12 protein-coding genes and 1 pseudogene are annotated in these 12,916 nt (G+C 64.6%); 10 read left to right on the top strand and 3 right to left on the bottom strand.

Going from position 1 to position 12,916, the window contains the following annotated elements; translation table 11 throughout:
* Nucleotide 1 precedes the first annotated feature (1 nt).
* From QYH69_RS18240 to QYH69_RS18250, 3 genes and pseudogenes are all read left to right on the top strand, one after another.
* The gene (locus QYH69_RS18240; protein WP_308833237.1) at nucleotides 2-1,531 is read left to right on the top strand and encodes an efflux transporter outer membrane subunit; all 1,530 of its coding nucleotides are present in this window, start codon (nucleotides 2-4) and stop codon (nucleotides 1,529-1,531) included.
* A 73-nt stretch (nucleotides 1,532-1,604) separates the two neighbouring features.
* Nucleotides 1,605-2,133 (top strand): annotated as a pseudogene (locus tag QYH69_RS18245) (MFS transporter); the annotation flags it as partial.
* A gap of 431 nt (nucleotides 2,134-2,564) precedes the next feature.
* Complete coding sequence (locus QYH69_RS18250) at nucleotides 2,565-2,747, top strand: hypothetical protein (protein WP_075155499.1); 183 nt, start codon at nucleotides 2,565-2,567, stop codon at nucleotides 2,745-2,747.
* A gap of 109 nt (nucleotides 2,748-2,856) precedes the next feature.
* On the opposite strand, the gene mgrA is transcribed toward QYH69_RS18250, so the two are convergent.
* The gene (gene mgrA, locus QYH69_RS18255) at nucleotides 2,857-3,900 is read right to left on the bottom strand and encodes an L-glyceraldehyde 3-phosphate reductase (RefSeq protein ID WP_308833238.1); all 1,044 of its coding nucleotides are present in this window, start codon (nucleotides 3,898-3,900) and stop codon (nucleotides 2,857-2,859) included.
* Nucleotides 3,901-4,181: 281 nt separating this feature from the next.
* On the opposite strand from mgrA, the gene QYH69_RS18260 reads away from it, so the two are divergent.
* Nucleotides 4,182-4,385, top strand: a complete 204-nt coding sequence (locus QYH69_RS18260; RefSeq protein WP_075158510.1) for a DUF3185 family protein — start codon at nucleotides 4,182-4,184, stop codon at nucleotides 4,383-4,385.
* Between the two features lie 99 nt (nucleotides 4,386-4,484).
* On the opposite strand, the gene QYH69_RS18265 is transcribed toward QYH69_RS18260, so the two are convergent.
* Nucleotides 4,485-5,246, bottom strand: a complete 762-nt coding sequence (locus tag QYH69_RS18265) for a phytanoyl-CoA dioxygenase family protein (protein WP_075155497.1) — start codon at nucleotides 5,244-5,246, stop codon at nucleotides 4,485-4,487.
* A 528-nt stretch (nucleotides 5,247-5,774) separates the two neighbouring features.
* Here QYH69_RS18265 and QYH69_RS18270 point away from each other — a divergent pair.
* Nucleotides 5,775-6,161 carry a hypothetical protein gene (locus QYH69_RS18270; protein WP_308833239.1) on the top strand — a complete coding sequence of 129 codons (387 nt, stop codon included), beginning with the start codon at nucleotides 5,775-5,777 and terminating at the stop codon, nucleotides 6,159-6,161.
* 97 nt (nucleotides 6,162-6,258) lie between these two features.
* Here QYH69_RS18270 and metK read toward each other — a convergent pair whose 3' ends face one another.
* The gene (gene metK, locus QYH69_RS18275; protein ID WP_308833240.1) at nucleotides 6,259-7,446 is read right to left on the bottom strand and encodes a methionine adenosyltransferase; all 1,188 of its coding nucleotides are present in this window, start codon (nucleotides 7,444-7,446) and stop codon (nucleotides 6,259-6,261) included.
* Between the two features lie 351 nt (nucleotides 7,447-7,797).
* On the opposite strand from metK, the gene QYH69_RS18280 reads away from it, so the two are divergent.
* From QYH69_RS18280 to QYH69_RS18300, 5 genes are all read left to right on the top strand, one after another.
* Entirely contained in the window at nucleotides 7,798-8,682 is an 885-nt protein-coding gene (locus tag QYH69_RS18280; protein ID WP_075155494.1) for a lipid A biosynthesis lauroyl acyltransferase, read from the top strand.
* Between the two features lie 58 nt (nucleotides 8,683-8,740).
* Complete coding sequence (dapF, locus tag QYH69_RS18285; protein ID WP_308833241.1) at nucleotides 8,741-9,598, top strand: diaminopimelate epimerase; 858 nt, start codon at nucleotides 8,741-8,743, stop codon at nucleotides 9,596-9,598.
* Between the two features lie 49 nt (nucleotides 9,599-9,647).
* Nucleotides 9,648-10,454 carry a DUF484 family protein gene (locus QYH69_RS18290; protein ID WP_308833242.1) on the top strand — a complete coding sequence of 269 codons (807 nt, stop codon included), beginning with the start codon at nucleotides 9,648-9,650 and terminating at the stop codon, nucleotides 10,452-10,454.
* A gap of 70 nt (nucleotides 10,455-10,524) precedes the next feature.
* Nucleotides 10,525-11,448, top strand: coding sequence for a tyrosine recombinase XerC (gene xerC, locus QYH69_RS18295; RefSeq protein ID WP_308833243.1), 924 nt, complete (start codon nucleotides 10,525-10,527; stop codon nucleotides 11,446-11,448).
* 166 nt (nucleotides 11,449-11,614) lie between these two features.
* Complete coding sequence (locus QYH69_RS18300) at nucleotides 11,615-12,817, top strand: class I SAM-dependent rRNA methyltransferase (protein WP_308833244.1); 1,203 nt, start codon at nucleotides 11,615-11,617, stop codon at nucleotides 12,815-12,817.
* Nucleotides 12,818-12,916: the final 99 nt, after the last annotated feature.

Consider the following 12,916-nt stretch of genomic DNA (forward strand, 5'->3'; position numbering starts at 1 on the left):
GATGCGTGATTACCCTCGTACGCGCCGGCGCACGCTTGCCACAGCGCATTCCGTGATTGCGGCAGCGACCGCGACGGCGCTCCTCGCCGCGTGCACGGTCGGGCCCGACTACGTGCGCCCCGCCGCGCCGACGCCCGCGACCTACAAGGAACTCGAAGGCACGGGCTGGAAGACCGCGCAACCCGCCGACGCGGCATTGCGCGGTGCGTGGTGGGAGGTATATCAGGATCCCGCACTGAATGCGCTCGAAGAGCAGGTCGCGACGGCAAACCAGAACGTGAAGGCAGCCGAAGCGCGCTTCCGTTCGGCGCGCGCGGCCGTTGCGCAGTTCCGCTCGCAGTTCTTCCCGCTCATCGCGTACTCGGGCAGCTACTCGCGCGCGCGCTCGTCGCGCAACATCGAATTCCGCTCGGCCGCGGGCAGGACGCTGAGCGACTATTCGATCGGTGCGGACGCGTCGTGGGAGCCCGACCTGTGGGGCCGCATATCGCGGACCGTCGAGGGCGCGAAGGCCAACGCGCAGGCCAGCGCCGCCGACGAGCAAAGCGTGCTGCTGTCGATGCAGGCCGAACTCGCCACCGATTACTTCGAACTGCGCGGCATCGATCGCGAACAGCAACTGCTCGACGATACGATTCGCGCATACAAGGATGCTGTCGAGCTCACGCAGAACCGGCTCAACGGCGGTATCGCAACCGATGCCGATGTTGCGCAGGCACAAACGCAATTGCGCACGACCGAGGCGCAGCAGATCGATCTCGGCGTGCAGCGCGCGCAACTCGAACACGCGATCGCGATCCTCACGGGCCAGCCGCCCGCGGGCTTCTCGCTGCCGGTCATCCCGCTGAACGCGGTGGCGGTCGTCGCGCCGGCCGGCGTGCCGTCGGCGCTGCTCGAGCGACGCCCCGATATCGCGTCGGCCGAGCGGCAAATGGTCAATACGAATGCGCAGATCGGCGTCGCGACAGCGGCGTTCTTCCCGGATCTGATCCTGTCCGTGACGGGCGGCCTCGAAGCGACCAACTACAGCCAGTGGCTGCTCGCGCCGAGCCGTTTCTGGTCGCTCGGACCGTCGCTCGCGGGCACGCTGCTCGACTTCGGCGGACGCTCGGCGCAGAAGGAACAGGCGCAGGCGAACTACGACGAAAGCGTCGCGCAGTATCGGCAAACGGTGCTGGACGCATTCGGCCAGGTCGAAGACAACCTCGCCGCGCTGCGCGTGCTCGAACATGAGGCGAAGGCGCAGGATGAAGCGGTGTCCGCCGCCGAGCGCTCGCTCGCCATCCTGAACGACCGGTACAAGAACGGCGCAATCACGTATCTCGACGTCGTCGTCGCGCAGACCACGGCATTGAACAACGAAGTGCAGGCGGTGTCGATCGCGCGCCGCCGGATGGCCGCGAGCGTTGCGCTGATCAAGGCGCTTGGCGGCGGCTGGGATGTTTCGCAACTGCCGACCGGCGACCAGATCGTTCATCCTCCGGAAGGCGACGACAAACCGGCGAGCGCGGTGCAAGCGCCGCGCGGTTAGCCGCGGTCAGTATCGTTAGCGGCTGACTCGGCGTATCGTTTTCCTCCAGCCGGATTTGAGGGAGATCCCGTTCGTGACCGTACTGCCGGAATGCAAGCGGGGCGCAGCTTCGGCTGTTCCTTCTTCGTCTGCATCATCGACCGCATCCGCTGCCACATCCGAGATTCCGTTCCTCGAACGCGGCACACGCGCTTACGGGCGAGCCAGCCTCGCGTTGCTGTTCGCCGGCTACGCCACGTTTTCCCTGCTCTATTGCGTGCAACCGCTGCTGCCGGCGTTTTCGGCGAGCTACGGCGTGAGCCCCGCGCAGAGCAGTCTGTCGCTATCGCTTTGCACGGCCGCGCTCGCATTCGCGATTTTCGCAGCGGGCTTCGTCTCCGAAGGGTGGAACCGTCACAAGCTGATGACGGCATCGCTCACGGCGTGACATGGCCGGGCGCGTGATTACCGGCATCGTTGCGGACCTGTTCTCGTGGCGCGTGTCGATCGGCACGAGCGGCGTGCTCGGCATGCTGTCGATGCTCGCATTCCGCTCGCTTCTGCCGCGGTCGCGCCATTTCGTGCCGCGCCGCGGCCTGAGACTTGCGCATCATCGTGGCGCGGATCGAGCATCATCGGCTCGTACGGCGGGCGTGTCTGGACCGCGCACGCATGGAACGGCGTCGCCGGACTCGTTGCGGCGCTGCTGCTGATCGGCATCGCAGGTGCAACATGGCTGCAACGGCGCGAGCGTGCCGGCGCGGCGTAAAGCCAGTTGGCCTAAGCGTTGGGCCGGCGGTCTGCGATACGCATATCCGGAAAGGTCTGCGTAAGCAAGCAACCCATTTTTCAAAAGTTGCCTACAACCGCCGGAAATCGCGGAAAGCCCCGTGCTGTGGGGCTCGGACCGTGACGCCACGATGCCTTCAGTGCGAAAACGCCAGCTTCGGCATCCGCATCGTCACCTATACTCAAATCGAGCGTCGCAGCCGCATCATGAGAACCAGAACGACCGCGCGGCCGCTCGACACAAGTAATAGAGAAGGAGACGAACATGGGCTACTTCACCATCAGCGACTTCATCCTGGTGATTCCGATGGCGCTGGCCGGCGCGCTTTTTCTTAGCGCCCTGCCGTGCAACAGCGCGCTGAAGCGCAACTCGCTACGCGTGATGGGCGCACTGCTAGGCGTTGTGTTCGCGGTGGCGCTCGTCGAGGGACTGCCCGCGCTCGTGTAGCGCAGCAAACGTTCGCGGTCCACAGCAATCGAAAAAAAGCCGCCGTGCATCGCAATGCATGACGGCGGCTTCGATGATGCGATCGACGGGTCTTGCGACAGGGTATCGCTCAGACTTGCTGATCCGTCGACGGCTTCTCCCACAGATTGACCCCGCCTTCGGTCGCATGGCGATCGATTTCCGCCAGTTCATCTTTCGTGAACGACAGATTGCGCAGCGCGCCGACGTTTTCGCGCACCTGCTCGGGCTTGCTGGCCCCGATCAGCACCGACGTCACGCGCGGATCGCGCAGCGCCCACGCAAGCGCCATCTGCGCGAGGCTCTGACCGCGGCGCTGCGCGATGTCGTTGAGCTTGCGTACGTGCTCGATGTTTTGCGCGCTCAGATGCTGCTGCGTGAACGAATCGCCACCGGCCTTGTTCATGCGCGCATCCGCCGGGACGCCGTTCAGATACTTGCCGGTTAGCAGTCCTTGCGCGAGCGGCGTGAACGCGATCGTGCCGGCGCCCGCTTCTTCGAGCGCATCGAGCAATTCATGTTCGATCCAGCGGTTCAGCATGTTGTACGCCGGTTGGTGAATCAGGAGCGGCACCTTGTATTCGCGCAGCAGCGCGACCATCTCGCGCGTCTTCCCTGCCGAATACGACGAGATGCCGATATAAAGCGCCTTGCCCTGTTGCACGGCGGTCGCAAGCGCGCCGGCCGTTTCTTCCAGCGGCGTATCCGGGTCGAAGCGATGCGAGTAGAAGATGTCGACGTAGTCGAGGCCCATGCGCTTGAGGCTCTGATCGAGACTCGCGAGCACGTATTTGCGCGAACCGCCGCCCTGGCCGTAGGGACCCGGCCACATGTCGTAGCCGGCCTTCGACGAGATCAGCAGCTCGTCGCGATACGGCTTGAAGTCTTCCTTGAAGAGGCGGCCGAAGTTGGTTTCGGCGCTACCGTACGGCGGCCCATAGTTGTTCGCGAGGTCGAAGTGCGTGATGCCCAGGTCGAACGCCGTGCGCAGAATTTCACGTTGCGTGGAGAGCGGCGTCGTGTCGCCGAAGTTGTGCCACAGACCGAGCGACAGCGCCGGTAGCTTGAGGCCGGTCTTGCCGCAAACGCGGTACTGCATGTCGGAATAACGTGCTGAAGCTGCTTCGTAAGCCATGGCTCGAATCCTTGGTTCTCGATGGAAACCGCGGGGGAAACTGCTGGAAAGAGAACGCGGCATCGCATTTGCGACGCGCTACAGGTATTCGTACGAAGGTTCGTACGACGAATACGTTATGGTAGCCAATCGGCCGGTACGCTGCACGGGCATCCTGCGATGGCCCAGACTGCGGGATCGGGCAAAATAGCGCGTCCATTGGACCACGGGCGCCGATCTGGACGCGTCGCCGCGCCTTACACGCAGGCGCCCGTCAGATACACCTCAGGGAGGATTGGGAAATGACGAAGGCGGTTTCGATTGCATTGCTCGTCGGCGGCGTTCTGCTGCTGTACTTCGGCGGACAGTCGTTTCACTCGTTCAGCAACGACGTATCGCGCGTGTTCACTGGCGCGCCGACGAACAAGACCATCTATCTGCTCGCCGGGGGCGCGATTGCGACGATTGCCGGATTGATCGGACTGACGCTCGGCGGCAGACGCTAGGCCGCGCGAACCGCATGCTCGCCGTCGCGTCCGAATGCCGCTTTGAAACGTCGCGTCAAATCGCAACGTCAAGAGAACGCAACGTCTCAAATCGCACGTTCAAAACGCAACCTCGGGCTTCGACGCAGAACGCGAACCCGGCAGCGGCACATTGCTCGCGCCGTGATACGTGAACACGAGCGAGAATTTCACGTCGTTCGTCAGATTCTTGCCGGCCGAATGCAGCGTGTTGCAGTGAAAAAAGACGACGTCGCCGACATTCAACTCCGGCGACACCGCGGTTTGAATCAACGCCTGGTTTTCCGGCAAGTCCGAGCGGAAGAATTTTGCGTCGTCGAAACGCCCGGACGTGAGCGCCGCCGTATGCGAGCCCGGCACTAACCACAGCGCGCCGTTATCGACGGTCTCGCGTCCGAGCGCAAACCATACGGAAACGAGATCGTCGCGCTCGAAGGACCAGTAGCGCACGTCGCGATGCCACCCTGTCAGGCTGCCGTACGCGGGGTGCTTGGTCATCATGCAGTTGTGGTGTGCACGCGAAAGGCGCGGCTCCTCGCCGAAGTACAGCTCCATCCAGCTGCGAATGTCGGACGATGTGGCCGCTTCGCGAAACAGCGCATGACGCGCGTAGGCATCGAGCAGGCGCCGCACCGTATGCCCACCGGGCGCATGCTTCGAATCGGGCGCGCCCGGATAGCGCAAGTCTGCTTCGAACTCGAGCGGCGCGGCCGCTTCGTTCAGTTGCTGTTGCGCGACCTGCTTCAGTTCGCCGCAGCGCGCGGGCGACATCAAACCCGGAACGATGACGAAGCCCTGCTCGCGCAGCAGTTCTACCTGTTCCTTCTTCGAATGGACGGACATGGACATTTCCGATGGCGTTCGACTGCTAAATCACGATTGTAAAACGCGGCCGATCACATGGGGCAGTATCGGATGAGGGCACGCCGCACGCTGCGGATGCAACAATGCACATCGTTCGAACCCGACGCGGAACCTGACGGACGTAAGGGACGCCATCGATATGCAGCACGCCGTACCAACCGCCGCTTTCGCATCGTACAAACGATGACTGCAAGGGTAAAAACCCGACTTCCTCGCGTCATCGATCGCGTGTAGCCTGCATCCATGTCGATTGCGACCATCCGCTCTTTCTTGCGCGCACGGCCTTTCGCGGCCCTCTGCGCGGTCTTTCATTATTCATCAGGCTTATCAGGCATTTACGGGCAGGGCACCGGTGCCGTTTTCACTGGCCAAGGCCATGCACCGCCTTTTTTCGCGCACGCTTACACGCCTGTTCGTAAGCGCACCGGCCGGTCCAATTTCGGATCGAAGCTGGCACGGTTACTGCACTTGCCCTGCGCGCATCATATCGCCTGAAAAACACACGCCATGCACACCTTGCTGAACTCTGGACTCACACGCGCCGCATTCAACGCAGCGCGCCCCGCGCGCCGCCGCGTCGTGCGCGCACTGCGTCATCATTCGGCGCGCACGCGCGCGCTCGCCGAACAGTGGCGCGACGCTCGCCCTGTCGATGGCGTCCGCATGTGGTTTCGCACATTCTTCTCGACGCTGAAAATGCAGCGCACATCGCGTCGTTTTTCGCTGCGCACGCTGCTCTCGCGCCGTCCGACGCCATTGCGCGTCGCGGGCATCGCCGGCGGACTCAACGTCGTGCGCGGATTCAATGCGGCAGCGCGCGCAACGAGCAGCCCGAGCCGTCGTCCGCGCCGTATGTCGACGACGAGCACAGGCTGGTTCGTGTTCGCCCACTAGTACGCACGCCGCCGATTCCGCCCGTAAACGAAAGCACCCTGCCAGCGCGTTGCGCTGGCAGGGTGCGTGAAACTCGCTCTTTACCGAACGGTTTACGTCAGGCGATGGCCGCCACCGGCTCCGTGCCGGCCGCTTCGGCGAGTGCGAGCGCCTTGTCCGTTGCTTCCCACGTGAATTCCGGCTCTTCGCGGCCGAAGTGGCCATATGCAGCCGTCTTCTCGTAGATCGGACGCAGCAGATCGAGCATCTGCACGATGCCCTTCGGACGCAGGTCGAAGTGCTCGAGCACGAGACGCTGGATCGTCGCATCGGACACGCGGCCCGTGCCGTACGTGTTGACCATCACGGAAGTGGGTTGAGCCACGCCGATCGCGTAGGAAACCTGAATCAGCGCACGCGAGGCGAGGCCGGCCGCGACGATATTCTTCGCCACATAACGGCCCGCATAAGCAGCCGAACGGTCGACCTTCGACGGATCCTTGCCCGAGAACGCGCCGCCACCGTGCGGAGCCGCGCCGCCGTAGGTATCGACGATGATCTTGCGGCCCGTCAGACCGCAATCGCCCTGCGGACCGCCGATTACGAAACGGCCGGTCGGGTTCACGAGGAACTTGATGTCGCCTTTGATCAGATCGGCCGGCAGCGTCGGCTTGATGATCTCTTCGATCACGGCTTCGCGCAGCGTCGACAGTTCGATTTCCGGCGCATGCTGCGTGGACAGCACGACGGTGTCGATCGAATGCGGCTTGCCGTCGACGTAGCGAATGGTGACCTGCGACTTCGCGTCGGGACGCAGCCACGGCAGGCGGCCATCGCGGCGCAGATTCGCCTGGCGCTCGACGAGACGGTGCGACAGGTGGATCGGCAGCGGCATCAGTTCCGGCGTTTCGTCGCAGGCATAGCCGAACATCAGGCCCTGGTCGCCCGCGCCCTGATCGAGGTTGTTGTCGTGTGCGCGATCGACGCCTTGTGCGATGTCGGGCGACTGCTTGTCGTACGCGACAAGCACCGCGCAGCCGCGATAGTCGATACCGTAATCGGTGTTGTCGTAGCCGATGCGCTTGATGGTTTCGCGCGCGACCTGGATGTAGTCGACGTTGGCCGTGGTTGTAATTTCACCCGCCAGCACGACGAGACCCGTATTGCACAGCGTTTCAGCCGCTACGCGCGAGTATTTGTCCTGCGTGAAGATCGCATCGAGAATCGCGTCGGAAATCTGATCCGCGACTTTGTCCGGATGACCTTCGGAAACGGATTCGGAGGTGAAAAGAAAATCGTTTGCCACGTTGCAGACTCCTTGTTATGTGGTTACGGGTTTGAGTTTCACGTAGCCAACTTCCAGAGCCTGAAGCGGCGACGCTTTAGCGGATTTCCTTACCGGCCGCGCTCTTCGAAAACCATGCATGGCCTTGTTGAGCCAGATGGTTGACGAAAACAGAACGCTTTCGGCTTCGCCCCGCAAGTTGTCTATTAACTCGGCGAAGCCCTTATTATAGCGACTTCTTCTAATCGTCACAGAGTAACCACGCGTGCCGCATTCCTATCCGCCCCTGGTCCCCCCGGTCGATCCGCGCATTCTGTTTTGCGCAGCGCCGCGCCGCGCGCGTTTCTCCGCGAATCTGCCCCGAGTGTCTGCATGCTGAGCCGCTTCGGGCCGAAGCTGGCCATCGGGCTCCTCAAGTTCTTTGCGATCCTGCCTTACGGCTTCGTGGCACGGCTCGGCGACGGCCTCGGCTGGCTGCTCTACCAGATTCCGAGCCGGCGCCGCCGCATTGTCCATATCAACCTGAAGCTGTGCTTTCCCGAGTGGAGCGACGAGGTTCGCGAAGACGTCGCGCAAAAGCACTTCCGGCATGCGATCCGCAGTTATCTGGAGCGCAGCGTCCAGTGGTTCGGCTCGGCGAAAAAGCTCGAAAAGCTCGTGCAGCTCGAGAGCGACATCGATCTGACGGACCCGAACCTGCCGCCCACGCTGTTTCTCGGCTTTCATTTCGTCGGCATCGAGGCGGGTTCGATCTTCCTCAATTACTCGCTGCGGCGGCCGTGCGGGTCGCTGTATCAGCCGATGTCGAATCCGGAACTCGAAGCCGTCGCGAAACAGGCGCGCGGCCGCTTCGACGCCGAAATGGCGAGCCGCGCGGACAGCGCGCGCATCGTGCTGCGCTGGCTGCGCGATCGCAAGCCCGTCATGCTCGGCGCCGATATGGACTACGGCATGCGCAATTCGACCTTCGTGCCGTTTTTCGGCGTGCCGACGTGCACGCTGACGGCCGTCGGACGTCTCGCGAAGGTCGGGCATGCGCAGGTCGTGCCGTTTATCGGCGAAGTGCTGCCGAACTACAAAGGTTACAAGCTGCGCGTCTTCAAGCCGTGGGACAACTACCCGACCGGCGACGACGAAGCCGACGCGCGCCGCATGAACGCGTTTCTCGAAGAGCAGATTCCGCGCATTCCCGAGCAGTATTACTGGGTGCACAAACGGTTCAAGACGCGCCCGCCGGGGCAACCGGGATTCTATTGACGCGAGGCCGCCCGCGCACGCCGCACGGCAGCGGTTCCGCGTCACTTACAATAGCGCCATGAAACTCAAATTCACCAAGATGCACGGCGCAGGCAACGACTTCGTCGTGCTCGACGGCTTTACGCGGCCCGTGGAGCTGACGGCCGCGCGCGTGCGCGCGCTCGCGAACCGGCATTTCGGCATTGGCGCGGACCAGTTGCTGCTCGTCGAAAAGCCGACCATCGACGGCGTGGACTTCCGCTATCGCATCTTCAACTGCGACGGCGGCGAGGTCGAGCATTGCGGCAACGGCGCGCGCTGTTTCGTCAAGTTCGTGCGCGACACGGGCCTTACCGACGCGCGCAGCGTGCGCGTGCAGGTGCCGAACGGCGTCATCACGCTGACGATGCAGGAAAACGGCGAAGTGACCGTCGATATGGGTACGCCGGTATTCGAGCCGGCCCGCGTGCCGTTCGATGCACGCGGCCTCGAGGGACGCCGCGAGGGCGCCGACACGCTCTGGCCGCTCGACATCAACGGCACGACACGCTGGATCTCGGCGGTCACGATGGGCAATCCGCATGCGGTTCAGGTGGTCGACGATGTCGAAGCCTTCCCGGTGACCACCGACGGTCCGGTCATCGAATCGCATCCGCGCTTTCCGCAGCGCGTGAACGCGGGTTTCATGCAGATCGTCTCGCGCAACGAGATCCGGCTGCGCGTCTACGAGCGCGGCGCCGGCGAGACGCTCGCGTGCGGCACAGGCGCCTGCGCGGCGGTCGCGGCGGGCGTGCGGCGCGGCTTGCTCGACTCGCCGGTCGCCGTGCACACTCACGGCGGCGTGCTGACGATCTCGTGGGCGGGCGGCGCAGCGCCGCTGCTGATGGCCGGCCCGGCTGCCACCGTGTTCGAGGGCGAGATCGAGCTCGCCGACTGATTCTTGACCGCCGCGCGGCGCGACCGCCCGCGGCTTTATGGCTGAAAACATGAACGATCGCGAAGTCGCCGACTACCTGCTCGCCAACCCCGAATTCTTCGCGGACCACGCGGAACTGCTCGCGACCATCCGGCTTGCGAACCCGCACGGCAAGGCCGCGGTGTCGCTGCAGGAACGGCAGATGGAAATGCTGCGCGACAAGAACAAGCTGCTCGAGCGGCGCCTTGCCGAACTGCTGCGCTATGGCCACGAGAACGACAGCATCTCGGCGAAGTTCAACCGCTGGACCGCCCGTGTGATGGCCGAACGCGATCCGTATGCGCTGCCGCGCACGATCTCGCACGGCTTGCGCGAGGTGTTCGACGTGCCGCAGGCGGCGCTGCGCGTGTGGGATGTCGCCGAGCCGTATCTGCAAGCCGATTTCACGCGCCAGGTCGGCGAGGAAGTGCGCATCTTCGCAGGCAGCCTCGCCACACCGTACTGCGGGGCGAACACCGGGTTCGAGGCTGCGCAATGGCTCGCGTCGACCGTGTCGGCCGTATCGGCCGCGCCGCCGGGCGAAGGGTCCGGTGCGTCCGAAGCGGCGAACGGGGCAAACGGGGCAAACGGTGCGAACGGTGCGAACGGTGCGAACGGGGCAAACGGACCGCATGGCGCAAACGGCAGCGAAGCGATCGAATCGATCTCGCTGATCGCGCTGCGCGATCCGGAGCGCGACGAAACCGGCAACGTATTCGGCCTGCTCGTGATGGGCTCGGCCGATCCGCGGCGCTTTCACGACGGCATGGCGACCGACTTTCTCACGCAGATCGGCACGCTCGCCAGCGCCGCATTGAGCCGGCTGCTGCCGCGCTGATCATGCGCCGCCGCTCCGTTCGACGGGCACGGACAGCCCGCGGCTCGCACGCTGACGGAACGTTGCCATCGTGACGCCCGCCGATCCGATCGCCGCCTATCTGGCAGGTCTCGAACACGAGCGGCGGTTGTCCGCGCATACGTTGCGCGGCTACACGCACGAACTCGACGAGCTGAAGAAGCTCGCGAACGGCCGCGCGCTGGAAAGCCTGACGGCGACCGACATTCGCGGCGCCGTCGCGCGCGCGCATGCGGGCGGCCTCACGGCGCGCTCGATCGCGCACCGGCTGTCGGCATGGCGCGCGTTCTATCGCTGGCTTGCAGGGCGTGTCGAACTGCCGGCCAACCCGGTCGCGACGGTGCGAGCGCCGAAGCAGGCGAAAACGCTGCCGAAAGCGCTCTCGGTCGACGACACCCACAGGCTCATGGAAGCGCCGGTCGCCGGCAACACCGAAAGCCTGCGCGATCACGCGATGCTCGAACTGTTCTATTCGTCAGGCTTGCGGCTCGCGGAACTGGTCGGTCTCGACGTCCATTTCGCCGAGGCCGACGGCTATCGCTCGGCGGGCTGGCTCAAGCTCGATGCGGCGGAAGTCGAAGTGCTCGGCAAGGGCAACCGCCGACGCGTCGTGCCGGTCGGCAGCAAGGCGCTCGTTGCGTTGCGCGCCTGGCTCGCCGTGCGCGGCGAGTTCGTCAAGCTCGATCCGCATCCGCTTTTTCTGAGCGCGCGCGGCAAGCGGATGTCGCCCAATGTCGTGCGCGAGCGCGTCAAGCGCGCGGCGATGCTGGCCGGCATTCCGGCCAACGTGCACCCGCACGTGCTGCGCCATTCGTTCGCGACGCACGTGCTGCAGTCGAGCGGCGACCTGCGCGCGGTGCAGGAACTGCTCGGCCACGCGAGCATCACGGCGACGCAGGTCTATACGGCGCTCGATTTTCAACACCTCGCACGGGTCTACGATCAGGCGCATCCGCGAGCGAAGAAACGCGGATAGCGCCGGTCACGCGAATCGCGCAAGGAAGCGCTACGAGGCGCGATCTGCGGCCAACGGCCGTGGACTTGCTTCGATCAGGCGAGGCAGGCAGCAGGCGCAGCGCTTCCCGTCTTCCGCCCCGAACGCACCCCGAAACGCACATTATTCTGCTGAAAACACGACATTCATGAATACCGTCACGCTGAAACCGTCGAAGGAAAAATCGCTGCTGCGCCGCCACCCGTGGGTCTACGCGAACGCGATCGACCGGGTCGACGGCAAACCCGGCGCCGGCGCCACCGTGCTCGTGCGCGCGCATGACGGCCGCTTTCTCGCACGCGCCGCGTGGAGCCCGCATTCGCAGATCCGCGCACGCGTCTGGAGCTTCGACGAAGCCGAACCGATCGACCACGCGTTCTTCAAGCGCCGCGTGCAGCGCGCGCTCGCGCACCGGCAGGCCATGGTGCGCGACACGGGCGCCGTGCGGCTGATCTTCGGCGAAGCGGACGGCCTGCCGGGTCTGATCGTCGACTCCTACGTCGCCGACGATGAAGCCGCGCGCGGCCAGCTCGTCTGCCAGTTCATGGCGGCGGGCGTCGAGGCGTGGAAAGACGCGATCGTCGCCGCGCTGACGGGCGCGACCGGCTGCCCGAACGTGTATGAGCGCTCCGACGTATCGATTCGCGACAAGGAAGGACTCGAGCCGATCACCGGCGTGATGGCCGGCGACGCGCCGCCCGCGACGCTGATCGCGAGCGAAAACGGCGTGCGCTACCACGTCGATGTGCGTAACGGCCACAAGACAGGCTTTTATATCGATCAACGCGACAACCGCGCGCTCGTCCAGCAGTATGCGCACGATCGCGACGTGCTGAACTGTTTCTGCTATACGGGCGGATTTTCGCTGGCGGCGCTCAAAGGCGGCGCGAAGCGCGTCGTCTCGATCGATTCGTCGGGCGAAGCCCTCGCGCTCGCGCAGCAGAACGTCGCCGCAAACGGTTTCGACGCCGCGCGTGCGACGTGGCTCGACGCCGATGCGTTCAGGACGCTGCGGCGCCTCGCCGACGACGGCGAGCGCTTCGACCTCATCGTGCTGGACCCGCCTAAGTTCGCGCCGTCGCGCGAGCACGTCGACCGGGCGGCGCGCGCGTACAAGGACATCAACCTGAGCGGCTTCAGGCTGCTGCGCCCGGGCGGCCTGCTGTTCACGTATTCGTGCTCGGGCGCGATCGATGCTGAGCTGTTTCAGAAGATCGTCGCCGGGGCGGCCGCCGATGCGCGTGTCGATGCGCGTATCCTCAAGCGCCTCGGGGCCGGCGTCGACCATCCGCTGCTCACGGCCTTTCCAGAAGGCGAATATCTGAAAGGCCTATTGTTGCAAATCGCGTGATCGCCCATAGTTCTGACTGTTTCCCATGGGCGAACGGCGCCGGTGTAAGGGTCCGGGACCTGCGTCCGGCAGCGCCCCAGCAGATATGTTTCAATAACC

Origin of the sequence: Paraburkholderia sp. SARCC-3016 (assembly GCF_031119615.1) — a bacterium.
Taxonomy (GTDB): Bacteria; Pseudomonadota; Gammaproteobacteria; order Burkholderiales; family Burkholderiaceae; genus Paraburkholderia.

Excerpts from the sequence above, each read along its gene's own strand:
- QYH69_RS18240 (WP_308833237.1), top strand. The coding sequence starts at position 2 with ATGCGTGATTACCCTCGTACGCGCCGGCGCACGCTTGCCACAGCGCAT.
- QYH69_RS18300 (WP_308833244.1), top strand. The coding sequence starts at position 11,615 with ATGAATACCGTCACGCTGAAACCGTCGAAGGAAAAATCGCTGCTGCGC.
- QYH69_RS18250 (WP_075155499.1), top strand. The coding sequence starts at position 2,565 with ATGGGCTACTTCACCATCAGCGACTTCATCCTGGTGATTCCGATGGCG.
- QYH69_RS18265 (WP_075155497.1), bottom strand. The coding sequence starts at position 5,246 with ATGTCCGTCCATTCGAAGAAGGAACAGGTAGAACTGCTGCGCGAGCAG.
- mgrA (WP_308833238.1), bottom strand. The coding sequence starts at position 3,900 with ATGGCTTACGAAGCAGCTTCAGCACGTTATTCCGACATGCAGTACCGC.
- QYH69_RS18280 (WP_075155494.1), top strand. The coding sequence starts at position 7,798 with ATGCTGAGCCGCTTCGGGCCGAAGCTGGCCATCGGGCTCCTCAAGTTC.
- dapF (WP_308833241.1), top strand. The coding sequence starts at position 8,741 with ATGAAACTCAAATTCACCAAGATGCACGGCGCAGGCAACGACTTCGTC.
- QYH69_RS18290 (WP_308833242.1), top strand. The coding sequence starts at position 9,648 with ATGAACGATCGCGAAGTCGCCGACTACCTGCTCGCCAACCCCGAATTC.
- QYH69_RS18260 (WP_075158510.1), top strand. The coding sequence starts at position 4,182 with ATGACGAAGGCGGTTTCGATTGCATTGCTCGTCGGCGGCGTTCTGCTG.
- QYH69_RS18270 (WP_308833239.1), top strand. The coding sequence starts at position 5,775 with ATGCACACCTTGCTGAACTCTGGACTCACACGCGCCGCATTCAACGCA.